Below are 26981 nucleotides of genomic sequence, written 5' to 3'. Positions count from 1 at the left end.
CCTTGGCCAGTTGCGCTGATGTGCTGGTGCTTGGCGGCGGTCCAGCAGCTCTCTGTATTGCTTCTGAGCTTCACCAGCGCGGAGTGGTCGTTGAGGGCATCGCTCCGGATCCTGTGGATGTGCCCTGGCCAAACACCTACGGCATCTGGGTCGACGAGCTGAGGGATCTGAACCTTCAACATCTGACAGAGCATCGCTGGACCGACACAGTCAGTTATTTCGCCGCCGGCGACGCAACGGATGACGACCAGCCGATCGTTCATGGCATCGACTACGGGTTGTTCGATCGTGCCGCTCTTCAGAGCCACTGGCTGCAACGCGCACCGGGAGTGATCTGGCATCGGGACTCTGCGGAACAGGTCGACGCTGGAACAGGCCATACGCTGGTGACCTGCGCGTCCGGCCAGGTCCGTGAAGCCAGGCTTGTGATTGATGCGTCCGGCGCCTCCAGCCCGCACATCCGCAGGCCTGATCGAGGACCTGTTGCGGGGCAGGCGGCCTATGGCGTCGTGGGGCGTTTTTCAGAGGCCCCCATCAGCAGTGGCCGTTTTGTGTTGATGGACTACCGCAGTCATCATCTCAGTGAGATGCAGCGTCAGGAGCCTCCCACGTTCCTGTATGCAATGGATCTGGGTGATGGCGTTTATTTCGTTGAAGAGACATCTCTGGCTCTTGCTCCAGGTGTTCCCTACGACGTTCTGCAGCAGCGTCTGAAGCAACGCCTCGAGCATCGCGGAGTTCAGATCACCGAAGTCCTCCATGAGGAGTTCTGTCTGTTCCCGATGAATCTGCCTCTTCCCGATCGCAATCAACCCCTGCTCGCGTTCGGTGGTGCGGCAAGCATGGTTCATCCGGCATCGGGCTACATGGCGGGGTCTCTGTTGCGTCGGGGCCCTGGACTGGCTGAAGCTCTGGCGGCCGCTCTGGCTGACCCGTCGCTGGGATCAGTCGATCTCGCGCGGCGTGGCTGGAAGGCGCTCTGGCCAATGGAGCTGGTGCTGCGCCATCAGCTTTATCAGTTTGGTCTGGGGCGATTGATGGGATTCAACGAACAGCTGCTGCGTCGCCATTTCGCAACCTTTTTCTCGCTACCGCGGGAGGATTGGTTCGGCTTCCTGACCAACACCCTGCCGCTCCCCCGCCTGATGGGCGTGATGTTGCGACTGTTTGCCCAGTCCCCATGGGAACTCAGGCGAGGTCTTGTGCTGGGTGCCGCGCAGCGGCAGGCTCCAGGCTTCAGGCATTGAGGCTGCTCCAGTCAGCCGGTTGAATCAAGGGGAAGAGAGCATCCTCGCGCTCCAGTTCTTCCAGCCATCCCTGCGGCAGTTGCTCCCGCCGCTCGATGGCGGCGATCAAGCGCCAGAAGCGTTCGAGGTGACGCTCAATGCGCTCTCGGGCCAGTTCCGTTGTGGTACCTGCCCTGAGAATGAAACTCCAGTCCGAGGACTGAGCCAGCAGCAGTTCCCTCCCGGCCTGATGCAACAGGCGAAGATCCAGTTCACTGCCCACACCGCGGCTGCAGCGATCCACCATGACCCGACCTGCTCGGCTCCATTCAGGAATGATCCAGGCGTTGGTTTCGTTGAGCCAGTAATCGTGAAAGCCACCCCTGCCCCAGCTGGAAGGGCAGGGATCACAGATCTGAAGACTCGGTTGGGCGTTCAGCACCTCACGCAGGCTGGTGAATCGGACGTTCTGTTCGGGTGCCTGGCGGAAGAGTTCGGCCAGAAAGCCTGGCCCTTCGAACCACCAGTGGCCGAAAAGCTCGGCATCAAAGGGGGCAACGAGCAGAGGTTCGATGGCCATGCCTTCGCTGAGCCGATCCAGTTGCCGCCGACGCCCTTCCAGGAAATGCCGGGCATGGTCACGGGTGCGTGCGATGGCCTGTTCTGGCTGATAGGGCTGTTTGCCATCCAGGCCACCGGCAGGATCACTGACACGGTGCAGTTTCAGTCCCAGCGGCCGTTGTGCCGGCAGCCCCATGGCTTCGATCTGCTCAGCTGGCAAATCCCAACCCAGATCCCTGTGAAATTCCCGGTACCAGGGATCGCCTGGATAGCCATCCTTTGCTGACCAGACTGGAAGAGTGGCATCACTGTCGCGACCGAAGAAGGCCACTCCCTGACGGCTCACTATCGGTGCATAAACTCCGTACCTCGGGCGGGGTTCTGCATGCAGAAGACCGTGACCATCCAGCACGGCGTAGCGCAGTCCGGCATCGCGCATCCAGCGATCCAGTCCTTCGTAGTAAGCGCATTCGGGCAGCCAGATGCCCAGAGGTCTCTCTCCCAGCAATCTGTGGTGCTCTCTGACGGCAGTTCGCAACTGAGCGCGCACAACCTCCGGGTGCTCTCTCAGCAGCGGCAGATACCCATGGGTCGCCCCGCAGGTGAGCAGATCGAGAACGCCCTGACGCTGGAGTTCTGAGAAGCGTGGAATCAGGTCGCCGTCACAGCGTTGCCAGGCTGCGAGGTGGCGCCGGAAGCTGCTGCTCAGATGCTCAGCTGCCGCTCGTCGGTCAGCCGGCGCCTGCTGCAACAGGGTGAGGCGTGCCTGGATCCAGTTAGGGAACCGCTGTCTGAGTGTCGGATCTGTCAGAAGTGACAGCAGGGTCGGCGACAACCCCATGGTCAGCTGTGGGCTTTGTCGCGGATCTGCAGCCGCCTGTTCGAGAGTCTCAAGCAGGGGTAGATAGCACTCGATCAGGGCCTGGAAGAACCAGTCCTCTTCGAGCGAGTGAGCGTCCGCGCCGCGGACGTACGGCAGATGGGCGTGCAGAACAAGAGCCAGTGCCCCTTTGGCCACTTTTCCGTCCCATCAACGGTGTGAATGTACCGGGATTCCTGGCGTGATCTACAGGATTGGCCATGGCTGACTCGCTTAGAATGTGCTTACCCATAGTCATTCCGACTAAATCGCGTCGAGGCTTCCGCCATGGCCCACGACCCAGGCCGCGTTCTGATCTTCGACACCACCCTCAGGGATGGTGAACAATCTCCGGGAGCCAGTCTCAACCTTGAGGAAAAACTGGCGATCGCGCAGCAGCTGGCAAGACTGGGTGTTGATGTCATCGAAGCGGGCTTCCCCTTCGCCAGCCAGGGTGATTTCGCGGCTGTCCACCGCATCGCCCAGCAGGTCGGAGGTGAACACGGGCCGGTGATCTGCGGGCTGTCCCGGGCGTCGAGAGGCGACATCAAAGCCTGCGCGGAAGCTTTGGCTCCTGCCCCACGAAGGCGCATCCACACCTTTATTGCCACCAGTGACATTCACCTAGAGCACAAACTGCGCAAAAGCCGCAAGGAGGTGCTTGCCATCGTCCCCGACATGGTGGCCTATGCCCATTCTCTGGTCGATGACGTTGAGTTCTCCTGCGAAGACGCAGGTCGCAGTGATCCGGAATTTCTTTACGAGGTCATCGAGGCAGCGATTGCTGCCGGCGCCACCACCATCAACATTCCTGACACGGTCGGCTACACCACACCGACTGAATTCGGTGAGCTGATCGCGGGCATTGACCGCCATGTCCCCAACATCGGTGATGCGGTGTTGTCAGTTCATGGTCACAACGATCTCGGTCTTGCCGTTGCCAATTTCCTGGAATCCGTCAAGAACGGTGCCCGACAGCTCGAATGCACGATCAACGGCATTGGTGAGCGAGCCGGTAATGCTGCTCTTGAAGAATTGGTGATGGCGTTGCATGTGCGCCGCCGCTACTTCAACCCCTTCTTCGGGCGGGATGCGGATTCGCCGACTCCGCTCACCGCGGTGCGAACAGAGGAGATCACCAAAACCTCACGTCTCGTTTCCAATCTCACCGGCATGGTGGTGCAGCCCAACAAGGCGATCGTGGGCGCCAACGCATTTGCCCATGAATCAGGGATCCATCAGGATGGCGTGCTCAAGAACCGGCTGACCTACGAAATCGTGGATGCCCGCACGGTGGGACTCACTGACAACCGCATTTCCCTGGGCAAGCTCAGTGGTCGCAGTGCCGTGCGCGCGCGCCTTGAAGAGCTGGGTTATGACCTCAGCCGAGAAGATCTTGATGATGCTTTCGCTCGTTTCAAGGATCTTGCTGATCGCAAACGTGAAATCACCGACCGTGACCTCGAAGCCATTGTCAGCGAGCAGGTGCAGCAGCCGGAGGCCCGCTATCAGCTCAAACTGGTTCAGGTGAGCTGCGGCAGCAGCCTCAGCCCAACCGCCACCGTCACCCTGGCGGATGAAGATGGCAAAGAGCAGACCATGGCATCCATCGGCACCGGTCCTGTGGATGCTGTGTGCCAGGCGCTTAACGCCCTGGCTGGGGAGCCCAATGAGCTGGTGGAGTTCTCCGTGAAATCTGTGACCGAGGGCATTGATGCCATCGGAGAGGTGACCATCAGGCTCAGACGCGACGGCGAGTTGTATTCAGGCCATTCCGCAGACACGGATGTGGTCGTGGCCGCGGCCCAGGCTTTCGTCAATGCTCTCAATCGTCTGGTGGCTGGGTCTGCACAACCGGCCTTGCATCCTCAGAGGGATGCCGCACCTCTTGATGCCCGACCCACACTCTGAGCTGATGCCCTCCTCAGTTACCCGAGCCTCGGCTGACAAGTCTGGGCTTCGTGCCGGGGCGTTACTGCAGCTGCTGCTGCTGATTGTGCTTGCCCTAGTGGTGCTCGTTCCCCTTCTTTGGCTGGTCAGTACATCTCTCAAGGGTCCCGCCGAGGACATCTTCACCAGTCCTCCGGCCCTGTTGCCCTCGCAACCCAGCTTTGATGCGTACGGACGGTTGTTTCGAGACAATCCGCTGGGGATTTATCTATTCAATAGCACAGTGGTCAGCCTGCTGGCTGTGGTGGCCAATCTCCTGTTCTGTTCTCTCGCCGCCTACCCACTGGCGCGCATGCGCTTTGCAGGGCGTGGCTTGGTTCTGGGCCTCGTTGTCGCCACCATCCTCATCCCGTTTCAGGTGGTGATGATCCCCTTGTATCTGCTGATGGTGCAGCTGGGTCTTCGCAACACCCTGATGGCTCTAGTGATTCCACAGGCCGCCACTGCTTTTGGCCTTTATCTCCTTCGCCAGAGCTTTCTCGGTGTTCCTGCCGAGCTGGAAGAAGCCTCACGCATGGATGGCTGCAGCAAGCTCGGTGAGTGGTGGAACGTGATGATTCCAGCCGCGCGAGCTGATCTGATCACGCTGGCGATGTTCGTGTTCATCGGCACCTGGAGCGATTTTCTCTGGCCACTGGTGATCCTCGATGAACCCCAGCTGTTCACGCTGCCTCTGGGGCTTCAGCAGCTGGCCAGCAGTTTTTCCCTCGATTGGAGAATCGTGGCCGCAGGATCTGTGGTTTCGATTCTTCCTGTGCTGCTGCTGTTCATTCTTCTGCAGCGCTTCATTCTTCCAAGTGCCAGCGGAGATGCCGTCAAGGGCTGATTAGGGCTGAGCAGTTCAAGGCTGATCCGAGGAAGGTCGTCCCAACGAAGGCCTTCCCAAGGAAGGGACGTTGGGTGGTGCTGTGGGCTCGATGTCACGCTCCTGCTGATGGCCTCCCTCGTGCTCGGAGGGGAATGGAGTCTCGAGCCTGTTCCAGAGAGACCGTTCGCGATCGCTGGATGCACGCTGCCAACTTTCCAGGTTGGTGATTTTCCTCTGCAACGCCTGTTGTCGTGTTTGCAGAGCTCCGAGTTGCTGTTCAATCAGTTCTCGGTTGTCTTCCCTGTCTCGCAGCTCCAGCCCCTCAAGTTTGTCGAGCTGTTTTACCAGTTCCTGGATGGTGCTGCTCTGTTGCTGCAGAGATTGCCAGAGAACAATGAACAGCACCAGCAGGAATGGAAATCCAGCTGCGGGGATGATGATCCAGAGGCGCTCCCGCATTGCTCTCTGCCCTGCTTCAGTTGCAGCCCTGAACGGAAATGCGATAGCTGAAACCTGTTGAGCTGGGATCGCTGCCGGCACCGATCTTGAAGTTCACCTGGCTCACCTGTTTGCCCTGGGGAACAGAGAACGGTCCGAACTCCTTGCCGGTGCCGATCGGTGGTCGCATGGATTCCTTCACGATCCGCAGATTGCTGCCATCGGTGAACTTCAGGAATGCTTCAACGGGATAGGTGCCGCTGGCTGTGGAGTCAGCGGTGAAGAAAAGCTTGAAACTGCTGTATGGAGCATCGACAGCGAAGTCCGTGTTCCAGTTGGTGCGCCCGATCAGCTTCTCTCTGCTGACCCGTTTTTTGACGATGTTGCTACTGCCGTCGCCGCCGACCGGGGGCAGAAAGTTACAGCCAGCCTGTGACGCTGACACTCCGGCTTCAAGGCTGATCAGGCCAGCACTGAGCCCGAGCAGAGCAGTCATGAAACTGGTGGTCCTCATGGTCTTGAAAAGTCCTTCGCGATGTCTAGCAATGGTCTGGTGGAATGGAATTGTGATCGCTGTGCGCTGCTGTTCATGTCCCTTCAGGATCTCGATACCCTTCTCAAGCAACGCCATCAGGAACGGGAGCTGGCAGAGCGCCTCTCGGCGCCGGTGTCAGTGGAAACCCTGATCGAGCTTGGCCGTGAGCGCGGACTTTCCATCACAGAAAACGACGTGATCAGTGCTCAGTTGAGGGAAGATTCCGAAGCTCCATCAGAAGAGTTGCAAAGGCGGATGGCTGATGAGTCCAGGCGCCTCAGGCATTTCATCCAGGGTTGATTGGTCATCAACTGATTGGTTGTCAATTGATGGAGAGTTTGTGCGGATAAACCGATTAGGTACTGACCTGAACGGTGGCTTTGAGCGGAATGAATCTCAACTCCTTCAAACCATCTTCACGACATCGGGAGTTTGTCCAAACACTTCACCGATCCAGAGTGCATGAGTCACAGCTCCTTCGTGAGAGTGAAATTCCCATGCTGATTCCGCGCTGGAGCTGCGTTCAATCTCCTGGCTTTCGTCGTTGATTCGCAGGTAATGACCGGTGTTTGCGAAACGCAGAACATACCGCTCAAGGAGTGATGATCTCATCATGATTCTCTGCGAGTCCTGAACTCTGCCTAGCCAGCCTTGTGCAGTTGGTGACGATGACTTCAGCTTTTCGTGGGTTTTCCTTTTCCTGATTGATTATCCGCGTCCTGATATCGGCTGCTTCGAACCCAGATCAGGGGTTGCTGCAAGGTGATAGTGAATTGAAAGCCCCCGTTGCGGAACCAGCTCTCTTCGGCCGGCGCGATCAGACAGGGTTGGAGTTGCCAGCTTTGCCGGAGGTAGGTCTCAATCAGCGCCTGTTCGGGGGGGGCATCCTGCTGCCAGTGCACAAGCGCCAGCTCCAGCGTGCTTGATTGAAGTGTGGCGATCCTGCCGAGAGGACCGGCATCCTGATCAACCTCCACCCTCTCCTCGATGGTCTCCTTTGCAACGAACAGGCGCAGAACGCTTTTGGTGCCGCGTCCATCGAGGCAGTATTTGTTGAGATAAAGCCGTCTTGCTCGTGCGAAAAGAGGTGCGGGAGCGTTGCTCAGCAGCGCTGAGTAGGCGTCCGTGAGAGTTTGACTTGGCATCGCGCGAGGATGGCTGGGCAAACGGTCCGGGTTGGCGCGCCACTCTGCGCCGTGGAACACTGTAGACAGATACAAAAGTGGTCCCATGCCTGAGCCCGGCTGCCCCCTGTACAGGCTCGTGGCATTGGACGGTCAGCCGCATCCGGTGCTGGACGCACCCTATGAATCCATTGCTGCTGCGGAAGCTGCGGCCAGTCGCTGGTGTGCTGGGCAAGGGCGTTCGATGTCGGTCGTCCAGCGTGGGATTGCCCTTGAAGTGCAAACCCGCTGCGGGGAATGGCGCACCCTCGGATATCCGAGCGCCTGCCTTCTGGGGTCGGATCCGTCAGCGCTTGCATCCCAGCCTGATCCCGTTCGACCATGAGCGGAACTGGATGAGCGACTGGTGCGGGTAAGTGTTGATCTTTGTCTGGTCCCGCTGGGTCTGGGTGTGTCGCTGGGGCCTTCCATCGCCTTGTGTCAGGAGGTGATCAAGTCCTCGGGGCTGGACCATCAGCTCGGGCCTGATGGCACTGCCATCGAGGGAGAGTGGGATCAGGTCTTCGCCTGTGTTAGGGCATGCCATGAGCGTCTTCATCAGGAGGGAGTGCAGCGGATTCACGCCACGCTTCGTGTCAACACGCGCATTGATCGCAACCAGTCCTTTCGCGACAAGGTGGACAGCGTGAAACGCCTCATGCCGTGAATTCCGGCGACAGGGATGCCAATTCGGTCCAGCGTGTCTTGAATGAGACCAGGGACTGGAGGTGTTGGTTTGCTGGGTCTGGCTCCGTTGGGTCGTGCGCGTTCTTTCGCTGTTCTTGCGCTGACCCTGGTTGCTCCATTCCTCTCCGGGTCATCGAAAGCTGAGACCTGGGATCGGATTGGAACCTATGCCGCTCTGATCCGCCAGGCGGGGACCCACACCCTTGTGGCCAAGGATTGTCCGTCCGCACTTCTGGGTGCCTTTCATGCACCTCGCAATGCTCTGCTGATCTGTGCCAACAACATCGCGGATGACCCAAGGCAGGTCTGGGTTGTTCTGGCCCACGAGTCAGCACATGTCATGCAGCATTGTCATGGTGGACGTCTGCTCGCGGATCACCAGGTCGGCAACGCTCTTGCGCGCATCGAGGCTCAATCCAAAACGACGTTTCAGGAACTGCGTCTCTATCACCAGTCACAGCGTCGGGATGAAATCGAGGCACGTCTTGTGCAAGGGATGCCCCCCGACGAAGTTGAAGCACTCTTTCGCAGTTTCTGTGCTGAACGCCTGAGTCCCCGCAGGGTGGTGCAGCCTCCTGATGCTCCTGTGTCTCCACGCTGAGCCGGTTCAACAGGTGGTCCATGGACCGTACGGTGTGATGGTGTCTGGCATTTCTCAATGGGTCCTCGGCTCAACGGCTACTGGTTGATGACCTGGCTAGGCCTGGTGGCCAACCTGATAGCTCTCCCTGTGATTGGCCTTCTGGCCTTTCGTGAGGGAGCCTCCTCCGGCATCGCCATCACCAACATCACCCTCGCTTTCTCCCTGGCGTGGCCCGCTGCGATCGTGGGCATCGTGGCTTCGGCAGGCCTGCTGGCGCAACGGCGCTGGGGGGTGATTCTGGCCATCGTTGCCCTGTCGATGAGCCTTGCAGGGGCCATCCCCTACGGACTTGTTCGCCTGGTTCTCGGGCTTGAACCGCAGACCATGGGGCTGGGACCTGTCCTGCTCGGGTTGATCAACGTGCTGGCGCTGATCTATTGGTGTCGTCCAGCCCATCGGCGTGGCGTCAGGCTTTGAAGGATTGGCAGCAGCCATCCCTCAGCTTGCAGGTTGTTCGCTCATGCTCGAGCATCCGCAGTATCTGGTGGTCGAGAAGCCATCAGGTCTCTTGAGTCAGCCGGGGCTTGGATCCCACCAAAACGATTCCCTGATCACCCGACTCCAGCGTTGTTGCCCAGAGCTTCGCTTGGTGCATCGCCTCGATCGGGACACGTCAGGACTCATTCTTGTGGCCAGAAATCAAGGCAGTCTTCGTTGTCTCAGTGCTTTGTTTGAAGCCCGCCAAGTGCAAAAGCTTTATCTCGCTGATGTGATCAGGCCTTTGTCAGGGAGGAGAGGGCGCATTCAACTCCCTCTGGCCAGGCTGCAGCGCCTTCCACCAGTGTATGGACCGCATCCGGGGGGCAAGCCTTCTTTCACGTTATGGCGTAAGTGGTCACCGGACGGCGACTGCAGGCGTCTGTGGTTGCGACCTCTGACTGGTCGTTCCCATCAGTTGCGGGCTCATCTTGCTGCTGTTGGAGCCCCCATCTGCGCAGACCCCATCTACTCAGCATGCAACGATCCCGGTCCGATGCATCTTCACGCTCATGCGCTGAGTTTCCGGGACCCCTTCGATCACCGACGCGTTCGTGTGCGTTCTGAACTGCCAATCTGGGCTCAGCCGGACTGAGTTTAGGCGGACTGAGTTCAGGCGGAAAAGCTGCGCTTGGCGGGGATGGGGTAGGGAATCCGGCGATGACGCATCCTTCGCCAGACGCGCACGAACGAGTGCATGACCAGCTCCAGTTCAGCCCGACTGAGGCTGCTTTGTCTGAGTTGGCCGTCGCTGATCCGAGCCTCAACGATCCGTTTGACCGTTTCTCGGGCTTCCTGATCGCTTGTGTCCGGCGGTAAAGAGCGCAGCGCGGCCTCACATCCGTCAGCCAGCATCATGATTCCAGTCTCCTTGGACCGGGGAGTGGGACCGTGATAACGGAAGCGCTTTTCGGAGATCTGGGGATTCTGTTCGCGAGCCTGGTGAAGGAAATACCCCATCCGCAATGTTCCCTGATGTTCGGGGATGAAGTCGGCAATCGGTCTTGGAAGCCGATGTCGCCTTGCCAGTTTCAGGCCTTCGTCCACATGTGCCTGCAGCACTCCTGCACTGGCCAGGGGATCGTTCAGACGAGTGTGTGGGTTTTCCCCGCTGATCTGATTCTCGATGAACCAGTTGGGGGCATGGAGCTTGCCAACGTCATGGTATAGAGAGCCTGTTCTGATCAGGTCAACATCGGCGCCGATCGCGCGCGCGCCCTCCTCGGCCAGACCGCAGATCATCAGTGTGTGCTCAAACGTGCCTGGTGCCTCTGAAGAGAGCCGCCGAAGCAAAGGACGTTCCTGATCGGCTAGTTCCATCAACCGTGCTCTTGTCAGCAACCCGAAGGAGCTTTCCAGCAAGGGAATCACCAGGATTGCCAGCATCATTGTCAGCCCCAGCAGCAGAGCTTCCGAGGCGAGTCCACCGGCATCGGACGGCAGACGAATCCATGAGACGGCAAGCGGTTTGCCGTCTCGGCTCATCAGCAAAAGCTCTGCCAGCAACGCACCCAGTGGCAGCAGGACCGCCAGTTGCAGGAGCTGGGCTCTGCTGCGCAACCGACCTGCCTGCAATGCAGCAACGGTGGCCGTTGCTGCAGCAATCAGCAGGCGCCCCTCCCCCAGTCCTGTGACCGGGGTGGGCCAGAGCAGACTGGCCACAGCCATCCAGGCCAGTGCACTGGTTGTGCCCAGTCCCTGAGCCAGCAGAAGGGTGGGCGGCACGATCACCGCCAATGGGCTCACCAAGGCGCCGAACCAGAGTTTGCAGGCCTGGCTCAGCAGCAGCAGCCCCAGAGCCAGCAGGCCGTGGGGTGCTTCCAGGCAGGGACGTTCACGCCGCATCACCAGCAGCAGTACTCCGCAGCTGGCCAGGGCTTCCGTGAATCGGATGATCCAGATTCCCAGCTTCGGTCGGCGATTCACCATCCCGAAGAAATCGAGGACGTCATAGGCCTGTGAGCTGATCGACTCCCCCTTGCGGGTGATGAGATCCCCTCGGTTCACTTCGATTGTGGGAATTCCCTGTTGGGTGATCAGCTCTTCAATCAGTCGCTGGCTCCGCAGTGGATCGGTTTGAAGGTTGCTGGCGCCCTGAAGCGTGGTGGTCAATACCTTGCTTCCCAGGCTGCGACCTGGGTTTGCGCCTTCGTTCAACTCGTTGAGCTGCAGATCGCTGGCCTTCTGAAGTTGTTCCAGTGCCAGGGTGTTGACAAGTCCCTGGCTGAGCATCCTGTTGAGGGCCCTGCGCAGGGCCATATCCCAGTTGCGACGGTCTTCCTGGGTTCGTTGTTCCAGCCACAGCTGCTCGTCCAGGGATAGGTTGACCGGACCGATGCGCTCGGCGTCGTCGCTGTTTGCGACCCGTTCAAGTTCGCTGAGATGTCGCTCCAGCCGCAGGCGGATCCGCTGGTTTTCCTGAGCATCCAGCACCTGTACGAAGGTGCTGGATCCCAGGCTTGAACGCCTCTGCTCCAGTGCTTCACTGTCAACGACTCTGGCGTCTTTGGGTGCCACTGCGTCAAAAGGAGCCGCCAGTCCTGGTCGAAGGTCAGGTTCCACCAGCCAGGGCCAGCTGGACACCAGCGCCACCAGAACACAGAGGATCAGCAGTGCGCCTTTCTGCAGCCTGTTCCAGCGCAGCACAGGGCGGCGAGGTGATTCGCTCCTAAGCCAGGACCTCCAGAGACGTGCAAGGCGATGCGAACGCAAGTCGGCCGGGAAAATCCTTCACGAACGCTAGCTCTGTTGGAGCGTCATGCTGGATTCACATGCATCGGATGGCCATGGCCCTCAGGTTGGATGGCAAGGCTCTGGCAAGAACGCTTGAGCTGCGGCTGCAGTCTCAGGTCCAAGCAGCGATTCAGTCCGCCCGTCGCCCGCCCGGCCTGGCCGTGCTGCGTGTGGGGGATGATCCGGCCAGTGCGGTTTACGTGGCCAACAAGGAAAAGGCCTGTGCCCGGATCGGTGTAGAGAGCTACGGATCTCACCTACCCGCAGATGCATCGTCTGAACAGGTTTTGCAGGCGATCCGTGCGTTGAATGCTGATCAAAGGGTGGATGGGATCCTGTTGCAGCTTCCGCTCCCGCAGGGATTGGATGAAGCACCTCTGCTGGCGGCGATTGATCCTGAAAAGGACGCCGACGGTCTACACACGCTGAATCTGGGTCGGTTGCTGAAAGGTGAGCAGGGTCCCCGCAGCTGCACGCCGGCCGGCGTGATGGCGATGCTGCGCAGCGCTGAGATCGATCCCGCTGGTCGTCGGGCCGTGGTGATCGGACGCAGCATTCTGGTGGGGCAGCCGATGGCCCTGATGCTGCAGGCTGCAAACGCTACGGTGACGATTGCGCATTCACGCACAAGGAATCTCAGCGCCCTGACGCGTCAGGCCGAGATTCTCGTGGTGGCGGCGGGTCGTCCTGAAATGCTTGGAGAGGATCATGTGAGTCCTGGCACGGTTGTGGTCGATGTCGGGATCCACCGACGTCCTGAGGGGGGACTCTGTGGTGATGTGAAGGCAGCCGAGCTCGAGCCCATTGCCGCCGCGCTTTCGCCTGTGCCTGGAGGGGTTGGCCCCATGACGGTCACAATGCTGCTCGTGAACACCGTTGTGGCCTGGTGCCGTCGCCACGGGATCGATCACGATCTGGCCGACTTGATCATCTGATGGTGCTTGAAGGCCCATCGGCCTGACAGAATTCTGCCAGCGTTGCGCTCCCCATGACCGCCACGGCGACCAGCCCTGAAGGCGTTCCTTCGCCGGGTGAGCCCCTTCGGGATTTTGATTTCAAGGCCTATCTGAATCAGGCCCGCCAACGGGTTGAAGCGGCGCTGGATGCCTCGATGGGTCCGGAGCGGCCTGAATCTCTCAGGGAAGCGATGCGTTATTCCCTGCTTGCGGGAGGAAAGCGGCTACGTCCCATTCTCTGTCTCGCAGCCTGCGAGCTGGTGGGTGGTGATGCTTCACAGGCGATGCCCACGGCGGTCGCGCTGGAGATGATCCACACCATGTCGCTGATCCATGACGATCTGCCGGCGATGGATAACGACGACCTGAGGCGTGGACGGCCGACTAATCACAAGGTGTACGGAGACGCCATGGCGATCCTCGCCGGTGACGCCCTGCTCAGTCGTGCCTTCGAGATGGTGGCTGTCCGCAGTGCGGGTGTGCCTGCTGAGAGATTGGTGAAGGTGGTGGGTGAGCTGGCATTGGTCTCCGGTGCTCCCGGACTGGTTGGTGGGCAGGTGGTGGATCTGGAATGCGAGGGGAAGCAGGTCGATCTCGAGACGCTCGAATACATCCATCTGCACAAAACCGCTGCTCTGCTCAAAGCCTGTGTGGTGTCCGGCGCCTTGATCGGCGGTGCAAGTGATGCTCAGGTCCAGGCCATGCGCACCTATGCCAATGGAATCGGGCTTGCATTTCAGATCGTCGATGACATTCTCGATGTCACGGCGAGCAGTGAGGTTCTGGGCAAGACGGCGGGCAAGGATCTTCTCGCCGACAAGACCACCTACCCGAAACTGCTTGGTTTGGAACCTTCAAGAACCCGCGCCCTGGAATTGGTTCGTGAAGCCAAAGCTGCGCTTCACCCCTGGAAAGACAAGGCCCAACCTCTGCTCGCACTGGCGGATTATGTGGCCAGCAGGGATCGCTGAGCATGGATGACGTCTCCCTGAGCATCCCTCTCCAGATTCTCGATAATGCAGTGCTTGCCTGGGGGCTTGCCGCCTGCGGTCTCGCTCAGCTGTCCAAGCTGCTGATTGAACTTGCTGTCCATCGCCGCTTCAGGCCTGCGGTGCTGATCGAAACAGGAGGAATGCCATCCAGTCATTCCGCATTGGTGACCGGCACGGCCGCGGCCGCAGGTTGGCAGGAGGGATTCGCATCGCCTGTGTTCGCTCTCGCCTCCACCGTCGCTTTTGTGGTGATGTACGACGCCAGTGGCGTGCGCAGAGCCGCCGGCTTCACCGCCGAACGGGTCAATGCTCTGCCTGACACGCTCTGGGTGACTCCTTTGGAGAAACCACTCAAGGAACGTCTGGGACATTCCCGCCTGGAGGTGCTGGTGGGAAGCCTTCTGGGTCCTGCGATCGCATTGCTCGGGCTCAACTATCTGGGATCTCCGCTGCAGCTGGCCCAGCTGCTCGGCAAAGCGCTGGGGTGACGTCATTCCCTCATGCCGATCTGAGCCTCACCGAGGATCAGAAAGAGGCTGCGGAAGCTTTCTCAGGTTGGCTGCAGCAGAAAGATGCCGGTCTTCCCTTTGTGCTCAGCGGTTTTGCCGGCAGTGGCAAGACCTTCCTGTCGATGCGCCTACTGAAGGAAGTCGAAAACAGTGGTCTCTGCTGGACCGTTGTCGCTCCCACCCACAAAGCTGTGGGTGTTCTGAGGCAGGCTCTCAACCTCGAAGGCCTGCAGCCCACCTGGTACCCCTCGACAATTCATCGATTGCTTCGACTCAAGCTTAAGCGTCAGGGTGACCGTGAGCTCTGCGAATCCACTGAGCAAACGGCTGCTGCGCTGGAGCATCTCGGTCTGGTGCTGATCGATGAGGCCTCGATGGTCGACAGTTCGCTGTTGTCGATCGCCTTGCAGTGTGCTCACCCGTTCAAAACACGACTCGTGTTCGTAGGTGATCCTGCCCAGTTGCCACCCGTGGGCGAAGGCGAAAGTCCTGTCTTCGCCATGAACCGTGCCGTTTCCGCCTGTCTTCGAGAGGTTGTCCGTCACCAGGGACCTGTCCTGCAGCTTGCCAGTTGCCTGCGTGATGCCCGCCTGCCCTGTGAGGCCCCTCCCCTGCTGCCTCCCGTGCGCTCTGATCTCGGTCAGGTGGGCGTGCTGAACCGAAGCGACTGGTTGTCGCGTGCCCAGGAGGCTCTGCGTCGGGCCGCGGCCTCTGACAACCCCGATGCAGCGAGGATTCTCTGTTACACCAACCGCAGACTGGAAGCCCTGGTGCCCCATGCCCGCAGGGCCATTCACGGTGAAATGGCGGATCAGATGGCCGTGCTGCCTGGTGAGGTGTTGATCACGCGCACAGCGGTGATGGCGCCTGCCTCCAGTGATCGGGGCGAGACCGGTGAGGAGCCCGATCTGGTGCTTGGCTCCAACCGGGAACTTGTGGTCGAAGACGTGACCCCCGAACGCTGCGACCTGGCAGAGTTCGGAGTCGCAGGCGAAGCCCAGCTGTCACTGGCTGGACTTGGGGTGCCGGTGATTGAGACTCTCAACGCGAAGGTCCGCAGTGGTGAGCTCGAGCTCAACCTGAGGCTTCAGCCTCCCTCTGGCAGCCAGGCCCGGGAGCAGCTGGATGCATTGCTGAAGCGTCTGGCTCAGGACGCCAGAACCGCCGGCAAACGCGGCGGGAGACCTCTCTGGCGCCGTTATTTCCTGGTGAGAGACGCGTTCGCGTCACTTGGACCTGCTGCTGTGCTCACCGTTCATCGCAGTCAAGGCAGCAGCTTTGGCGAAGTGTTCGTTGCTGATGACGTGTTCCCACGCACGCTCGAACGCCTGGCTCCCGACAGACAGCTGTTCCATCAACAGCTGGCCTACGTGGCTGTCAGTCGTGCCAGGTATGGGGTGTATCTGGTCGGGGATGGCCAACGCAATGCCGCAACCTGGAGCAAAGCGTTGCGCGGGTCAACTGCGGCGAACTGAATTCACCTGTTCTTGTGATCGCATTCCGCTTCAGATCACTGTCATGCCGCTGATGCCCTGCCATCCCAGGTAAACCCCCAGTCCCAGGCTCACCCCTCCCACCAACAGGCTGCCCCTGGCGAACAGCACCTCCTTCCCTTTCTCGAGTAGGGGGATGACCTTGTCTCGTCCGATGATCACCGCCAGGAACGGGGTGAATAAAAACAGGCTGGCTCCGAAGGTGAAAGCGATCAGGCCCACTGCTTCCTGCCAGGTGGGCAACTCTGCAGACAACACCACACCCGCTGATTTGGCGAACAACACAATGTCATCTGGGCTGATGACTTCGCCCACGGCTCCCAGCAGCAACAGCAGCGGCAAGGGCATGGCCATGAAACGGTCGATTCCTTTTGTCCAGGCCGGTGGCTCTGAACCCTCAGTGAACGATTTGATCAGTTCACGCCCACCGATGGCGACCAGAGCGCCCCCTGCCAGAAGATCCAGACCTGTGCGGTGATGGGAGCCATGGCTCATGTCCAGAACCAGCGAGTGCCCAACCGTCACCAGCAGCGTGGCGGCGAGAAGTGTTGTGATCACCCAGCTTGCGAGGAACCATCCGCCTCTTTTGATCGGATTCGGGCCAAGCAGGAGCAGCAGGAGAACGGCGATATGGATCGGGGATAGGCCGATTCCGGTGCCATAGGCAAGCAGTTCGGCCCAGAGGGTGGTGTCACTCATCAGAAACGGCCGTTGGCAGGCGCATTCCAGCGCACGATGGCACGGTTTCCATGTTCGAAACCGAGCACGCACAGACTTCCTGTGTTCAAGATCAGCAGGCGCCCGCCCGCGGCTCCGAGCCCAAGCCAGGTGCCGGCCAGAGCCCTTAGGAGATGTCCGTGTGCAAACAGCGCCACGTCTCCATCTCCAGGAGCGTCCAGAGCAATCCGAATGGCGGTCTCACAGCGTTTCTGCACCGCTTTGGCGTCTTCGCCATTGGGGCATCCGTGGGTGAAGACACTCCAGTCAGGCACCGTCCGGCGTATTTCCGGAGTCGTGATTCCCTCGTAATCGCCGTAATTCCACTCCTGCAGCTCCTTCATCACAGTCATGGATTCGCCCAGACCTCCAAGCTCGCAGGTTCGTCGAGCCCGTTGCAGAGGTGAACTGAAGACTGCTGAGAAATGCTTTTGAGTCAGCACAGGAGCAAGTTGGCGTGCTTCTGCTTCACCTTCAGCAAGCAGAGGAATGTCGGTGCTGCCTGTATGACGTCCATTGCGGGCCCACTCGGTGGCTCCGTGACGCAGGAGCCAGAGTTGGCGTTCATCGGCCATTGGCGGAAGATTCTGTCTCTGCTCAGATTGTGCCCCTCAAGGCGTGATCTGACTTCCTGCACAAACAGCAGATCGCGACAACGCTGTCAGTGTCGGATCTCGAACCAGTCGGCCCCGGTGATGGGGATCTTGCAAGGTCTCACGAGACGAACCCTCGCCTCGCTGGGACCTTGTTCACACCAGAGCCTCAGCTCATTGAGAGGCAGCTGTTCACCTTCGGCCTCCACTTCCACCCGGCCGTCATCCAAGTTGCGCACCCAGCCGCTCAGCCCCAGTTCCATCGCCCGTCTTCGACAGGCTTGGCGGAAACCCACTCCCTGCACTGTGCCGTCCACCAGAAAACGCCAGCGTTCCTGAAAAGATGCGGGGCGCTGCCGAGTGCTGCGGGTCACGAAGCGACGGCGTTCCGCCTCGCTGCGGAGCCGAGCGCGTCGCGCCATCGGCAGGGGATCATCGAGGATCCGGCCCAGTGGAGGTGGACCCAGCTTGCGTGAAGATTGGGCAGGTTCCATCCTTCGGCTCTCCGCTCAACTTTCCACCCTTCAACCTGCCACAGCGGCCCTCTGCCGCCAACGCTTTGATCCGATTCGATGTTGAGTTGCCAGCGGTGGAATTCATGACCTCTGAGTGTCTCCCCCTGATGCAACAGCAGGCTTTCTCCGTGGGCCTCCAGTGATCGGTAGCCGACCTGTAACCGTCCGCGTCTGGCCTCGAAAGGGAGCAGACCGGCCATGGCATGCAGTTGTCCCTCCAGATCGGCCAGTTTTCGGCCCAGGAGCAACATTCCTCCGCATTCGGCATAGAGGGGCTTGTGGTGGATCCATTGCTGCAGCGCTGAGAAAGTGGCCTTGCACTGACTCAGGCGCATTGCATGCAGCTCGGGAAATCCTCCGGGGAGAATCAGGCCGCATGCCTGCTGTGGTGGAGCGGAATCGCTCAGAGGACTCCAGGGCAAGACAGGCATCTCCAGCACCTCGAGACACTCCTGCATCTCGGGGTAGCGGAAGTGAAAGGCCTCGTCCTGCGCAACGGCCACCGGCAACGATTCCCGTTGTGAAGTCTCCAGCTCCGCAGACAGCACATGTCGAACCGGATCAGGGCCAGGTTTTGGTGCCTGCAGGAGAGCACGGAACACCCCCATGTCGAGGTGCTGCTCTGCCAGAGCTGCCCAGCGCCCCAGTCGCTTTTGCACAGAGCTCAGTTCATGGGCGGGGGCAAGACCCAGATGCCGGCTCGGTAGCTTCAGGCTGGGATCGCCAGGCAAGCATCCCAGGCAGTGCACTCCGATGTCCGTGAGCACCTCCTCAAGCAGCTCGCGATGCCTGGGACTGCTCACTCGATTCAGCACGACGCCAGCAAGGTTGAGGCGTGGATCGAGATCTCTGAAGCCTTGAACCAGTGCACCGAGAGAACGGGACTGACCTCCGGCATCCACCACCAGCACAACTGGAAGGCACAGGCTTATGGCCACATCGGCAGTACTCCCCTCGGAGCTGGATCCAATGCCATCGAACAGCCCCATCACGCCTTCCACCAGAGCCATCTCGCAACGCCCGCCGTAACCGTTGAAGCTGAGCTGAACCCAGTCTCTTCCGCACAGAGGCAGGTCTAGATTTCTGCACGACTGATTTGCCGCAAGCGAGAGCAGCTGTGGATCGAGATAATCGGGCCCGACCTTGAAGGGTTGAATGCTGTGCCCAAATTGTCGGGCCCAGGCAACCAGGCAGAGGCTGAGCAGGGTTTTTCCGCTGCCGCTGGCCGGAGCAGCGATCACGCAGGCCATGGTTGGAGCGGAGCCACAGGAGAGACCCCGCTCGGCGGGGAACTAGCTGATCAGCTTGGCAGCCAGCGGGGCAGCAGCGGCCAGAAGTGGATTGGTGGAGTCGTGGCCGCCTTCCAGCTGGCGAGACACATCCGCTTCCACAGGCAAATGCTGCACGGGCACCACCTCTTCAATGAGCTCCATGCTGGCCATGCCGCCGGCCTCCAGTCGCATGCAACCACCCGACTCTGCGCAGAGGATCACGCAGATCGCAGCTTGGTTGTCCGGCTTGCAGATGAGCCGCAGCCCCACGATTTGTCCGGGATGGATGCTTGGTTGCCCCATCGGTACCGGCGACACACGCATCTGAACCTCGGTTCCGTCATGACGCTGGAAGGTGGTGCTGATGCTCTGGTCCGGGTTGTGTTGAGAGTGCCTCAGTTCCCAGCCCAGGCGGTCAGCAATCCAGGATCCAAGCAGGAGGCCCTGCACTGGATGATTCCCTTCGACATCGATGTCCAGCTTTACCACGTGGCCAAGCGCATCGCGTCGATGCGGCGGATCGAAGACCATGGCAAGGGTCTGATGCCAGCTGCCGAGGCGCAGCCAGTTCAGATCGTTGACCGCCTGCCCCGCTTCAATCCTTGAGGCCAGAAGGTTGAGGCAGAAACCAGGATCACCCAGGGCGGAATCGAGAATCAGTCGTCTGGGTGAACTGGCCAGTTGCTGCAGAAGCTCAGGAGCTTCGTCCAGTGCTCCGTTCCACCACACCCAGGAGGGGAGTTCCTCAGGCAATAGCGGATCAAGGATCGCGAGGCCCTGCTGGAGCTCTGGCTTGCCACCACGCAACACCACTACATCTCCGCAGGCCACCGTTCCACCGCCTTCTTCCGGAAGTGGGCAGTAGGCAGCTACCAGGGTTTCAAGGCTCTGTTCCGGATCGAGACTGGGTGCCAGCGTGATCAGGCGGCGTGGGCGCAGGTTGCTGAGAGCTGCATCCACATGCTGGCCACGCAGGTCCTCGCTGGTATGCCCCCCATCCATGTGACTGAGACATGTCGCCACAGCTTCTGTGAGTGGTGGCGTGCTGATGGGCAGATCGCCATCCACTACAGCCTGGCGTCCTGCGGCAATCAGCTGTGTTCTCTGAACGCCCGTGATCGGTCCATCCAGGCGCCCTGTACGCACCAGCTGCTGTTCAACCCAGGCCGGTTGCCAGACCAGCAGGCAGAACGTGTGGGCACCGACGTTGTTGGGCTGATCTCGAGACCAGAGCTGTTCGAGGTAGCCGGGTACCTCGGAGGGCGGCAGTTCGAGGGGGGTCTGAAGCGTGAGCTGGGGTGACATGGAGCAGCCGGTTGAGTGGAAGAGGATGAATCGGTCGGGTCTGGTCAGGGGCGTCGCCAGAGCAGGCCATCACGGGCAAGCAGCGCATCTGATGCGGCCGGTCCCCAGGTTCTTGACTCGTAGGGGTGAATCGGCAGCTGCCAGGGGCTGTCTTCAATCAGCTCAAGAAGAGGGGTGTAGAGACGCCAGGCGGCTTCCACCTCATCACTTCGGGTGAACAGGGTGGGATCACCGAGCATGGCGTCAGCCAGCAGGCGCACATAGCCCTCATCGGAGGGTTCGCCGAACGACTCGTCGTAGGAGAACTCCATCTCCACAGGCCTGCTGCGCATCCCGGACCCTGGTGACTTCACCTCAAAACGGAATTCAGCGCCTTCATCCGGCTGAATTCTCAAGATCAGCTGATTGGCGGTTGGCCCTCCTCCCGCGGCATCAAAAAGATGGACAGGGGCTTCCCTGAAGGTGAGTACTACTTCGCTGAGGCGTTTCGGCAACCGCTTACCCGTCCGCACATAAAAAGGAACGCCCTGCCAACGCCAGTTGTCGATGAAGAGTTTCATCGCCACATAGGTTTCTGTCGTGCTGTTGGGATCCACGCCATTTTCCTGGCGATAGCCGGGCAGTGGAGCGTCCTGAGTTCCCCCGGGTCCGTATTGACCGCGGATGCAGCAGTTCCATGGTTCATTCTCATCAGCCAGTCGTGCTGCCTGCAGAACCTTGGCTTTTTCACTGCGGATCGCCTCAGGATCAAAGCGCCCAGGTGTCTCCATTGCTGTGATCGCCAGCATCTGGGTCAGGTGGTTCTGCACCATGTCTCTGAGGGCTCCGGATGTCTCGTAGTAACCAGCCCGTTCCTCAACACCGACCGTTTCCGCGGCTGTGATCTGAACACTGGAGATGTAGTTCCTGTTCCAGATCGGCTCGAAAATGGTGTTGGCAAACCTCAGAACCATGATGTTCTGGACGGTTTCCTTTCCCAGATAGTGGTCAATACGGAAGATCTGATTTTCCTGCCCGCAGTTCTGAACCACCCGATTCAGGTTCTGTGCGCTTCCGTAATCTCTGCCAAAGGGTTTCTCGATCACCACTCGGCTGCGTTGCGGATCCTTCAGCAATCCAGCGTCGGCGAGTGCACGGCAACCGCTGCCGTAGAACTTCGGAGACACCGATAGATAGAACGTGCGGTTGCTGCGGGTGGCTCGCAATCTGTCAATTTCGTCGAGTCGGTGGCCAAGCTTCACCAGATCCTCAGGTTTCTGAAGATCAACCGGTTCATAGAACATGCCTGCCGAGAACTGCTCCCAGGCGGCACGGTTCTCATTCACTGTTGTTTCCATGGCTTCCGCCATTTTCCGGCGGAATTCCTCATCACTCCATGGCCTTCGAGCACATCCCAGCAGTGCGAATTCACTGGGCAGCCGGCGCTGTTTAAACAGCTCGAACAGTGCTGGCACCAGCTTGCGATGTGTGAGGTCACCGCTTGCACCGAAGATCACCAGGCTTTGGGGAGCAATCACTCGCTCCTGACGCAGGCCGACCCTCAGCGGGTTTGTCATCGTTGCGCTCATGACACCGGAAGCTCTGACGAAGGTTTAACCAGGAATCCCCGTGATGACAGTGCTCAGGAACATCCCGCCATGTTTTGTGGTCGTCTCGGGACAAGCCAAACAAAAAAACCCACCATGCGGTGGGTTGTTCGTTCCGGATCCAGCTGAGGGAGGTCAGTAGGTCTCGACGTGCCAGCGGTCGGCTTTTTTCAGCTGAGGACGCAGCTCTGCCCAGTCAAGGCCCTTTGAGCTTGCAGCAGCTGTCATGGCCTCATCGATGCCGGGTTCCATTCCGCGAAGTCCGCACATGTAGACATGCGTCTTTGGATCTTCGATCATTGAGAAGATTTCATCAGCGTGCTCCAGGACTCGGTCCTGGATGTACATGCGACCACCTTTGGAGTTTTTCTGCTCGCGACTGATGGCTTTCGTGTAGCGGAAGTTGTCTGGAAATTCTTCCTGATATTTCTCGAAATCGTCGTCATAGAGAAGGTTTGGAGTCTTTGGAGCACCCATGAAAAGCCACGCCTTGCCTCTGAACTTCCAACCGTTTATGTCACGCTCGCTGGCTTCAAACATCCGGCGAAGGTAAGTGCGCATCGGGGCGATGCCGGTGCCGGTGGCAAACATGATCACATTGGCTTCCTCATCTTCAGGAAGAAGCATTTCCTTGCCTACCGGGCCTGTGATCTTGACTTTGTCTCCGGGGTTGATGTCGCAGAGATAAGTGGAGCAGACACCCTTGATCTCTTCTCCGGCCTCATTCTGATATTCGAGCTGTCGGACGCAGAGTGAAACGGTCTTGCCCGCCATGTCATCCCCATGGCGGGTGCTGGCGATTGAGTAGAGGCGGAGCTTGTGGGGTTTGCCTTTGGCATCTGTTCCCTCGGGAATGATGCCGATCGACTGGCCTTCGACGTACTCCAGATGAGGGTCACCACCACTCAGGTCGAAAGTGATGTGCTGGACACGACCAATGGCGCCTTCCTGCAGAAGGCTGTAATTGTCGAGAACAGTGCCGACAAACGGCGTTTTGGGCTTGTAGAGATTGACAGGAACCGACTGGTGAGCAGGCTTTGCAGGAGCCTTGGAAGCATCCACTTTGGTTACAGGCTTGGTGGGGGCTTTGGCTGCGGCTGTTTTGGAAGCAGGCTTTGCGGCGTTCGGCTTTTCAGCCTTTTTGGCAGACCCTTTCGAGGCGGATGCCTTTGCAGGGGAAGCCTTGCCAGCAGCAGCTTTAGCGGATGTAGCTTTTGTAGCCTGCGCACCAGCCTGGATCGGCTCAATGTTTGGAATCACAGACTGAATCCGGCCGCCCCTGCCATTGATGGTCTGGACTGTGGTTTGCAGGCGGTCGTAGGCAACGGTGATTCGCTCTTCGGATCGAACATGTTTGCCGGCCTGCGGCCAGACAACGACCAGCGTGAACATCCGTTCGTCGTAGCTGCTGGTTCCCGCCGAGCTGACACGCATGGAATGTCGGTTCCCTTGAAAGACGGCGCGATCATAGTCGTGTCATCAACTTCAAGCCCAGAGCGTTTTCAACCTCACAGCAGATTGCTGTCTGGCCTTGAGTCTGACTTTCATTAGGATTCTCTTGTTACGTTCTTCAGGTTGAACTTCGCCGACTCCTTGACGATTCTTCAGCGAGGAACCAGAGGTCGTCAGCAGACGATTGAACAAACTGTTGAGCGTCTGCCCCAAGGTGTGCGTCGGCTTGCGGTTCAGTTACGCACCGATCAGTCTCTTGACCACCTTTGGCAGGTCATCACTGACTACGAGAAGCTCAGCACATTCATTCCCAATCTCAGCAGCAGCAAACTGATTGAGCGATCGGGGAATCGAGTCACACTCGCTCAAGTCGGTAGTCAGCAACTGGTGTTGGGCCTCAAATTTTCAGCAGAAGTGCAGCTGGAACTCACAGAGCACCGTCCCGAGGGATTGCTTCAGTTCAGAATGTTGAAAGGTGACTTTCGTCGTTTCGAAGGTGCCTGGCGTCTGCAGTCCGTTCCTGATCAAACCCTTCTGCTTTACGAACTCACAGTTCAGGGGTGTGTTGGCATGCCCGTTGCATTGATCGAGCAACGTTTGCGTCAGGATCTCAATGACAATCTTCTTGCAGTTGAACAAGAAACCATTCGACGATTCGCTGAACCCTGAAAGGTTCTATTCATGAACTTTCCAGTTCCTTAATCAGCTTTTCAGGTGGTGATCAATTGTCATAAAAAAACATCCCTTCGAAGGATGTATTTCTGATCGAAGTTAACCGATTAATACCCCCAAGGGGATTCGAACCCCTGTCGCCTCCGTGAAAGGGAGGTGTCCTAGGCCTCTAGACGATGGGGGCGAGGCCGTGCTCAATGGTGTTCTCCTGAGCACCAAATGAAATTACGGTTCCGACTGACCCTCCGTCAAGGTTGCGGTCAACTTCTCCTGTTCCTGTCCCTGCCAGACCGGCACATTGAAGGTAAAGCAGGCTCCTTTGCCTGGCTCTGATACAACCCAGATGCGTCCACCATGAACTTCCACGATTCGTCTGCAGACGGAGAGTCCAACTCCGAACCCTGATGTTCCTCCTGACGTTTGAGGTAGTCGCACACGATCCAGGAAAATGCGTTGCTGTTCAGCCTCAGGAATTCCTGGACCACTGTCACTGACGCTCACCTGCACCCACTGGCTGGTGCGATGCATCATGGCGAGTGAAATCGTGCCGCCATCCTGTGTGTACTTGAGCGCGTTTTCCAAAAGATTGAGCAGAACCTGTCGCATGCGCCGCTGGTCGGCGAAGACGAGCGGCAGATCGGCTGGGATATCTGTGTGGATGGTCACATCCCTGCCGAGCCAAAGCTTCTCGAGTTCAAGGATTGCTTCTGCGGCAATGCTGGCCAGGTCAAGTCGCTGGGGGTTGAAGAGAGCCTCCCAGCGTGTGCTTCCCACTTCAAGCAGATCCTTGGAGAGAAGTGCGATCTCGTCGAGACGTCGTTTCAGCACATCGCGGAAACGGTTGAGATCAATCTGGCCAAGTTGCTGACTCTGCAGTGCCAGTGTCGCTGCCGTAAGAGGTGTGCGGAGTTCGTGGGCCACCATCCTCAACAGCCGTTCCTGAGATTGCAGCCGATCGATCAGTGTTTCATTTTCCTGCTTCAGAACCAGCAGCTGGTCCTCGAGTTGAAGCTCGCGCTGCGTTCGGCTTCCGTCCAGTTCCGTGGGCTTCAGGCTCAAGCCCAGTCCACTGACGACTTCGTCCTGTTGCCAGCGGGGTATCCAGCCACGCAGCTGCTGAAAAATGCTGCTGCCTGCAAACACCTGCTTCGGCATGGGCTGCAGCTTGACCAGTGCAGGCGTGACAACCAAGCGATGGAGTTCCAGCAGTTCCGGGTGCTCGACAGGATCAGCCACCTGGAGTGTCACGTCAAAGCCGCAGTCTTCCTGTTCCAGAAACTGGATCAGCGAACGCAGGTCACCACTGGAGAGATGGTGACGACCTGCGACCAAGAGCAGAGTCAGCTGTTGACGTGGTGTGGGATCAATCCCGCCCACCAGGTGTTGCTCCAAAAGATGAGCCTTACCTTATGGGTTTTTGCAAAGCTCAGCAGAACCGCTAAGAAGATTTTGAACAGACTGTTGTCAGTCAGGACTTTGCATGGCCCTTCTACCTGTTGAACGCCGTGGCGCACCTCCTCCTGATGGAGAGTCCCCGGCCTCACAGCGGGTCTATCTCGACAGTAATCTCAGACGTTGGTTTGCTCGAAACCTCGGCCTTTGGCGTTCCCGTCGTCAATACGTTTTTAAAAACGAGGAGGTGCTGTTTCTGGACATGATGATTCGGGTCGAGATTTTCGCTGAATCACGGGTGGGCAAGCCGCATTACCGCATGAGCTGGTGGCCTGAACATGAAACAGATTTTTTTGATCGCAAACCGCGCTATCAGCGCGAAGGTGTGATGGAAGCAACTCTGATGGGCCACCAGTTGCTGCGCAGTCGTGCCTATCTCGAGGAAGTGGAATCGCGAACCCGGATTCGTCAGGTGGATGAGCATGAGGTGGTGTTCGAATCGCACTATCTCGACTGGGATGTTCAGGAATACACTCGACTGATCGACCAGGATCGCTTTCGCTCGCGCGCGATCTACAGCTGGCAGAAAGGTGAGCTGGAAATCGTGGAACATCACCATGAAACCCGTCTTGAGGATGCTTCAGCTCCGATTGATCCCTGATCTCAATGGTCACCGGACACTGTGGATGCCTTGATGAAGAGTCGCTGTTCACTTGCAGCGTCCTGTCATCCGATGCACTCCAGACGCCTTTTGAGCATCAGCCATGGGATCAGTGCCAGATCGCATTCTGGAAACTTGAATCGATGACATTTTGCGATTCTCACAATCTCATTTGTTCTGTGCCAGGTGTCTGTAGACCGCAGGGCTGAGAATTTAAAAGGTTCAGCTGTTGGTCAGGAATGGATCCTGTCGCAACAAATTCCTAGCCATTTTTCGCTGGTATGAGGCAGCATGGTGCCGCTCCCTTAAGTCAGTCAGTGCCTACTTCCCGTCTCAGTCTTCAGAAGGCGATCAGAACTGGTCTGCTCCTCGCAGCGCTGCCTCTCAATATTTCCACTGCATTCGCTCAAGGGGCAGGTGGAGCGACAAGCCCCGCCACAGCGGTTGAAATCGAGCGGATGGTGTCGATCGCCTCGATCAACATGTGCATTTTGTCTAAAAGCAAGGTTCCATTCATGACTGCAATGCAGGCAAACATGGTTCCAATGGTGAGTTACATCAAGGAAGTCAATGGTTCAAAGATTTCTGGAGTCAAAGACGGGCAGGCTTTGACATCTGAGGAGGTTGCCAATGGTCTGGCGATGCAATTATTGCCAGTTGTGGGTGTTCGCTGCGGCAAGGACTTGCCCCAGGATTATAAAAAAGAAGTGACCAAAGCGGAAAAGTTGCTGAAAGGCCAGTAAAAATTTAGCTAGTAATTCACCTGATTCGCTTCAAGAATTTGTTG

At 58.7% G+C, this 26981-nt stretch carries 30 protein-coding genes and 1 tRNA gene; 16 read left to right on the top strand and 15 right to left on the bottom strand.

Going from position 1 to position 26981, the window contains the following annotated elements; genetic code table 11:
- The first annotated feature begins 2 nt into the window (after positions 1 to 2).
- On the top strand, positions 3 to 1247 hold the full coding sequence (gene crtL, locus SIB83_RS02200; protein ID WP_413403322.1) for a lycopene beta cyclase: 1245 nt from the start codon (positions 3 to 5) through the stop codon (positions 1245 to 1247).
- Here the strand turns inward: crtL and SIB83_RS02195 are convergent.
- Positions 1237 to 2805 (bottom strand): glycoside hydrolase family 57 protein, encoded by a 1569-nt coding sequence (locus tag SIB83_RS02195; protein WP_413746656.1) that lies wholly within the window; start codon positions 2803 to 2805, stop codon positions 1237 to 1239. The two genes, crtL and SIB83_RS02195, sit on opposite strands and share 11 nt — an antisense overlap.
- Before the next feature lie 129 nt (positions 2806 to 2934).
- Here SIB83_RS02195 and SIB83_RS02190 point away from each other — a divergent pair, with 129 nt between their 5' ends.
- A complete protein-coding gene (locus SIB83_RS02190; RefSeq protein ID WP_413746655.1) occupies positions 2935 to 4557 on the top strand; it encodes a 2-isopropylmalate synthase in 1623 nt (540 codons plus the stop codon).
- A gap of 4 nt (positions 4558 to 4561) precedes the next feature.
- Positions 4562 to 5422, top strand: a complete 861-nt coding sequence (locus tag SIB83_RS02185) for a carbohydrate ABC transporter permease (protein WP_413746654.1) — start codon at positions 4562 to 4564, stop codon at positions 5420 to 5422.
- Between the two features lie 15 nt (positions 5423 to 5437).
- On the opposite strand, the gene SIB83_RS02180 is transcribed toward SIB83_RS02185, so the two are convergent.
- A complete protein-coding gene (locus SIB83_RS02180) occupies positions 5438 to 5863 on the bottom strand; it encodes a signal protein (RefSeq protein WP_413746653.1) in 426 nt (141 codons plus the stop codon).
- A gap of 16 nt (positions 5864 to 5879) precedes the next feature.
- Positions 5880 to 6356 (bottom strand): hypothetical protein, encoded by a 477-nt coding sequence (locus SIB83_RS02175; RefSeq protein ID WP_413746652.1) that lies wholly within the window; start codon positions 6354 to 6356, stop codon positions 5880 to 5882.
- A gap of 21 nt (positions 6357 to 6377) precedes the next feature.
- On the opposite strand from SIB83_RS02175, the gene SIB83_RS02170 reads away from it, so the two are divergent.
- The gene (locus SIB83_RS02170) at positions 6378 to 6677 is read left to right on the top strand and encodes a Nif11-like leader peptide family natural product precursor (RefSeq protein WP_413746651.1); all 300 of its coding nucleotides are present in this window, start codon (positions 6378 to 6380) and stop codon (positions 6675 to 6677) included.
- A 105-nt stretch (positions 6678 to 6782) separates the two neighbouring features.
- Here SIB83_RS02170 and SIB83_RS02165 read toward each other — a convergent pair whose 3' ends face one another.
- Both SIB83_RS02165 and SIB83_RS02160 read right to left on the bottom strand, forming a co-directional pair.
- Positions 6783 to 6989 (bottom strand): hypothetical protein, encoded by a 207-nt coding sequence (locus SIB83_RS02165; RefSeq protein WP_413406503.1) that lies wholly within the window; start codon positions 6987 to 6989, stop codon positions 6783 to 6785.
- A 62-nt stretch (positions 6990 to 7051) separates the two neighbouring features.
- Positions 7052 to 7522 carry a hypothetical protein gene (locus tag SIB83_RS02160; RefSeq protein ID WP_413746650.1) on the bottom strand — a complete coding sequence of 157 codons (471 nt, stop codon included), beginning with the start codon at positions 7520 to 7522 and terminating at the stop codon, positions 7052 to 7054.
- Between the two features lie 85 nt (positions 7523 to 7607).
- Between SIB83_RS02160 and SIB83_RS02155 the strand changes: the two genes are divergently transcribed.
- From SIB83_RS02155 to SIB83_RS02135, 5 genes are read left to right on the top strand one after another with little or no spacing between them, the layout of a single operon-like run.
- Positions 7608 to 7886, top strand: coding sequence for a hypothetical protein (locus tag SIB83_RS02155; RefSeq protein ID WP_413403307.1), 279 nt, complete (start codon positions 7608 to 7610; stop codon positions 7884 to 7886).
- A 21-nt stretch (positions 7887 to 7907) separates the two neighbouring features.
- Positions 7908 to 8207 carry an MTH1187 family thiamine-binding protein gene (locus SIB83_RS02150; protein WP_413746649.1) on the top strand — a complete coding sequence of 100 codons (300 nt, stop codon included), beginning with the start codon at positions 7908 to 7910 and terminating at the stop codon, positions 8205 to 8207.
- 42 nt (positions 8208 to 8249) lie between these two features.
- A complete protein-coding gene (locus SIB83_RS02145; RefSeq protein ID WP_413746648.1) occupies positions 8250 to 8828 on the top strand; it encodes a hypothetical protein in 579 nt (192 codons plus the stop codon).
- A 57-nt stretch (positions 8829 to 8885) separates the two neighbouring features.
- A complete protein-coding gene (locus SIB83_RS02140) occupies positions 8886 to 9287 on the top strand; it encodes a hypothetical protein (protein WP_413746647.1) in 402 nt (133 codons plus the stop codon).
- Positions 9271 to 9942: an RluA family pseudouridine synthase gene (locus SIB83_RS02135; RefSeq protein WP_413746646.1), complete on the top strand. Its 672-nt coding sequence runs from the start codon at positions 9271 to 9273 to the stop codon at positions 9940 to 9942. The genes SIB83_RS02140 and SIB83_RS02135 overlap by 17 nt, the downstream gene beginning before the upstream one ends.
- Positions 9943 to 9959: 17 nt before the next feature.
- Here SIB83_RS02135 and SIB83_RS02130 read toward each other — a convergent pair whose 3' ends face one another.
- Positions 9960 to 12059, bottom strand: a complete 2100-nt coding sequence (locus SIB83_RS02130) for an HDIG domain-containing metalloprotein (RefSeq protein ID WP_413746645.1) — start codon at positions 12057 to 12059, stop codon at positions 9960 to 9962.
- Positions 12060 to 12133: 74 nt separating this feature from the next.
- Here SIB83_RS02130 and folD point away from each other — a divergent pair, with 74 nt between their 5' ends.
- The 4 genes from folD to SIB83_RS02110 are packed head-to-tail and all read left to right on the top strand — an operon-like array spanning position 12134 to position 16012.
- Positions 12134 to 13015, top strand: coding sequence for a bifunctional methylenetetrahydrofolate dehydrogenase/methenyltetrahydrofolate cyclohydrolase FolD (gene folD / locus SIB83_RS02125; RefSeq protein ID WP_413746644.1), 882 nt, complete (start codon positions 12134 to 12136; stop codon positions 13013 to 13015).
- 53 nt (positions 13016 to 13068) lie between these two features.
- The gene (gene crtE, locus SIB83_RS02120) at positions 13069 to 14007 is read left to right on the top strand and encodes a polyprenyl synthetase family protein (RefSeq protein WP_413403297.1); all 939 of its coding nucleotides are present in this window, start codon (positions 13069 to 13071) and stop codon (positions 14005 to 14007) included.
- Between the two features lie 2 nt (positions 14008 to 14009).
- Entirely contained in the window at positions 14010 to 14516 is a 507-nt protein-coding gene (locus SIB83_RS02115; protein ID WP_413746643.1) for a divergent PAP2 family protein, read from the top strand.
- The gene (locus tag SIB83_RS02110) at positions 14513 to 16012 is read left to right on the top strand and encodes an ATP-dependent DNA helicase (RefSeq protein ID WP_413746642.1); all 1500 of its coding nucleotides are present in this window, start codon (positions 14513 to 14515) and stop codon (positions 16010 to 16012) included. Before SIB83_RS02115 ends, SIB83_RS02110 begins: the two co-directional genes overlap by 4 nt.
- A 30-nt stretch (positions 16013 to 16042) precedes the next feature.
- Here SIB83_RS02110 and SIB83_RS02105 read toward each other — a convergent pair whose 3' ends face one another.
- The 7 genes from SIB83_RS02105 to SIB83_RS02075 form a co-directional block, all read right to left on the bottom strand.
- Positions 16043 to 16729: a GAP family protein gene (locus SIB83_RS02105; RefSeq protein WP_413746641.1), complete on the bottom strand. Its 687-nt coding sequence runs from the start codon at positions 16727 to 16729 to the stop codon at positions 16043 to 16045.
- On the bottom strand, positions 16729 to 17322 hold the full coding sequence (locus SIB83_RS02100) for a histidine phosphatase family protein (protein WP_413746640.1): 594 nt from the start codon (positions 17320 to 17322) through the stop codon (positions 16729 to 16731). Before SIB83_RS02100 ends, SIB83_RS02105 begins: the two co-directional genes overlap by 1 nt.
- Before the next feature lie 86 nt (positions 17323 to 17408).
- Positions 17409 to 17762, bottom strand: a complete 354-nt coding sequence (locus SIB83_RS02095; protein WP_413746639.1) for an acylphosphatase — start codon at positions 17760 to 17762, stop codon at positions 17409 to 17411.
- Positions 17711 to 19105: a cobyrinate a,c-diamide synthase gene (locus SIB83_RS02090; RefSeq protein ID WP_413746638.1), complete on the bottom strand. Its 1395-nt coding sequence runs from the start codon at positions 19103 to 19105 to the stop codon at positions 17711 to 17713. The genes SIB83_RS02095 and SIB83_RS02090 overlap by 52 nt, the downstream gene beginning before the upstream one ends.
- A 42-nt stretch (positions 19106 to 19147) precedes the next feature.
- The gene (locus tag SIB83_RS02085; protein WP_413746637.1) at positions 19148 to 20431 is read right to left on the bottom strand and encodes a glucose-6-phosphate dehydrogenase assembly protein OpcA; all 1284 of its coding nucleotides are present in this window, start codon (positions 20429 to 20431) and stop codon (positions 19148 to 19150) included.
- Positions 20432 to 20475: 44 nt separating this feature from the next.
- Complete coding sequence (gene zwf, locus SIB83_RS02080) at positions 20476 to 21999, bottom strand: glucose-6-phosphate dehydrogenase (RefSeq protein ID WP_413746636.1); 1524 nt, start codon at positions 21997 to 21999, stop codon at positions 20476 to 20478.
- A 153-nt stretch (positions 22000 to 22152) separates the two neighbouring features.
- The gene (locus tag SIB83_RS02075; RefSeq protein WP_413746635.1) at positions 22153 to 23451 is read right to left on the bottom strand and encodes an FAD-binding oxidoreductase; all 1299 of its coding nucleotides are present in this window, start codon (positions 23449 to 23451) and stop codon (positions 22153 to 22155) included.
- Positions 23452 to 23610: 159 nt separating this feature from the next.
- Here SIB83_RS02075 and SIB83_RS02070 point away from each other — a divergent pair, with 159 nt between their 5' ends.
- Positions 23611 to 24138, top strand: a complete 528-nt coding sequence (locus SIB83_RS02070) for an SRPBCC family protein (protein WP_413746634.1) — start codon at positions 23611 to 23613, stop codon at positions 24136 to 24138.
- A 114-nt stretch (positions 24139 to 24252) separates the two neighbouring features.
- Here SIB83_RS02070 and SIB83_RS02065 read toward each other — a convergent pair.
- Together SIB83_RS02065 and SIB83_RS02060 are read right to left on the bottom strand one after the other, a co-directional pair.
- Positions 24253 to 24325 (bottom strand) — tRNA-Glu (locus SIB83_RS02065).
- Between the two features lie 41 nt (positions 24326 to 24366).
- Complete coding sequence (locus SIB83_RS02060; RefSeq protein ID WP_413747262.1) at positions 24367 to 25518, bottom strand: histidine kinase; 1152 nt, start codon at positions 25516 to 25518, stop codon at positions 24367 to 24369.
- Between the two features lie 103 nt (positions 25519 to 25621).
- Here SIB83_RS02060 and SIB83_RS02055 point away from each other — a divergent pair, with 103 nt between their 5' ends.
- Together SIB83_RS02055 and SIB83_RS02050 are read left to right on the top strand one after the other, a co-directional pair.
- Positions 25622 to 26194 (top strand): hypothetical protein, encoded by a 573-nt coding sequence (locus SIB83_RS02055; protein WP_413746633.1) that lies wholly within the window; start codon positions 25622 to 25624, stop codon positions 26192 to 26194.
- Positions 26195 to 26652: 458 nt separating this feature from the next.
- Positions 26653 to 26937 carry a hypothetical protein gene (locus SIB83_RS02050; protein WP_413746632.1) on the top strand — a complete coding sequence of 95 codons (285 nt, stop codon included), beginning with the start codon at positions 26653 to 26655 and terminating at the stop codon, positions 26935 to 26937.
- Positions 26938 to 26981 lie beyond the last annotated feature (44 nt).

It is taken from the genome of Synechococcus sp. MIT S9507, from assembly GCF_047304715.1.
Taxonomy (GTDB): domain Bacteria; phylum Cyanobacteriota; class Cyanobacteriia; order PCC-6307; family Cyanobiaceae; genus Synechococcus_C.
This window is presented reverse-complemented; position numbering and strand designations above follow the sequence as displayed.

What these genes read in the sequence shown, in the direction of transcription:
- SIB83_RS02190 (WP_413746655.1), top strand. Translation starts at nt 2,935, where the DNA reads ATGGCCCACGACCCAGGCCGCGTTCTGATCTTCGACACCACCCTCAGG.
- SIB83_RS02185 (WP_413746654.1), top strand. Translation starts at nt 4,562, where the DNA reads ATGCCCTCCTCAGTTACCCGAGCCTCGGCTGACAAGTCTGGGCTTCGT.
- SIB83_RS02180 (WP_413746653.1), bottom strand. Translation starts at nt 5,863, where the DNA reads ATGCGGGAGCGCCTCTGGATCATCATCCCCGCAGCTGGATTTCCATTC.
- SIB83_RS02175 (WP_413746652.1), bottom strand. Translation starts at nt 6,356, where the DNA reads ATGAGGACCACCAGTTTCATGACTGCTCTGCTCGGGCTCAGTGCTGGC.
- SIB83_RS02170 (WP_413746651.1), top strand. Translation starts at nt 6,378, where the DNA reads ATGTCTAGCAATGGTCTGGTGGAATGGAATTGTGATCGCTGTGCGCTG.
- SIB83_RS02165 (WP_413406503.1), bottom strand. Translation starts at nt 6,989, where the DNA reads ATGAGATCATCACTCCTTGAGCGGTATGTTCTGCGTTTCGCAAACACC.
- SIB83_RS02160 (WP_413746650.1), bottom strand. Translation starts at nt 7,522, where the DNA reads ATGCCAAGTCAAACTCTCACGGACGCCTACTCAGCGCTGCTGAGCAAC.
- SIB83_RS02155 (WP_413403307.1), top strand. Translation starts at nt 7,608, where the DNA reads ATGCCTGAGCCCGGCTGCCCCCTGTACAGGCTCGTGGCATTGGACGGT.
- SIB83_RS02145 (WP_413746648.1), top strand. Translation starts at nt 8,250, where the DNA reads ATGAGACCAGGGACTGGAGGTGTTGGTTTGCTGGGTCTGGCTCCGTTG.
- SIB83_RS02140 (WP_413746647.1), top strand. Translation starts at nt 8,886, where the DNA reads ATGGGTCCTCGGCTCAACGGCTACTGGTTGATGACCTGGCTAGGCCTG.
- folD (WP_413746644.1), top strand. Translation starts at nt 12,134, where the DNA reads ATGGCCCTCAGGTTGGATGGCAAGGCTCTGGCAAGAACGCTTGAGCTG.
- crtE (WP_413403297.1), top strand. Translation starts at nt 13,069, where the DNA reads ATGACCGCCACGGCGACCAGCCCTGAAGGCGTTCCTTCGCCGGGTGAG.
- SIB83_RS02115 (WP_413746643.1), top strand. Translation starts at nt 14,010, where the DNA reads ATGGATGACGTCTCCCTGAGCATCCCTCTCCAGATTCTCGATAATGCA.
- SIB83_RS02105 (WP_413746641.1), bottom strand. Translation starts at nt 16,729, where the DNA reads ATGAGTGACACCACCCTCTGGGCCGAACTGCTTGCCTATGGCACCGGA.
- SIB83_RS02100 (WP_413746640.1), bottom strand. Translation starts at nt 17,322, where the DNA reads ATGGCCGATGAACGCCAACTCTGGCTCCTGCGTCACGGAGCCACCGAG.
- SIB83_RS02095 (WP_413746639.1), bottom strand. Translation starts at nt 17,762, where the DNA reads ATGGCGCGACGCGCTCGGCTCCGCAGCGAGGCGGAACGCCGTCGCTTC.
- SIB83_RS02090 (WP_413746638.1), bottom strand. Translation starts at nt 19,105, where the DNA reads ATGGCCTGCGTGATCGCTGCTCCGGCCAGCGGCAGCGGAAAAACCCTG.
- SIB83_RS02085 (WP_413746637.1), bottom strand. Translation starts at nt 20,431, where the DNA reads ATGTCACCCCAGCTCACGCTTCAGACCCCCCTCGAACTGCCGCCCTCC.
- zwf (WP_413746636.1), bottom strand. Translation starts at nt 21,999, where the DNA reads ATGAGCGCAACGATGACAAACCCGCTGAGGGTCGGCCTGCGTCAGGAG.
- SIB83_RS02075 (WP_413746635.1), bottom strand. Translation starts at nt 23,451, where the DNA reads ATGCGTGTCAGCTCGGCGGGAACCAGCAGCTACGACGAACGGATGTTC.
- SIB83_RS02055 (WP_413746633.1), top strand. Translation starts at nt 25,622, where the DNA reads ATGGCCCTTCTACCTGTTGAACGCCGTGGCGCACCTCCTCCTGATGGA.
- SIB83_RS02050 (WP_413746632.1), top strand. Translation starts at nt 26,653, where the DNA reads ATGGTGTCGATCGCCTCGATCAACATGTGCATTTTGTCTAAAAGCAAG.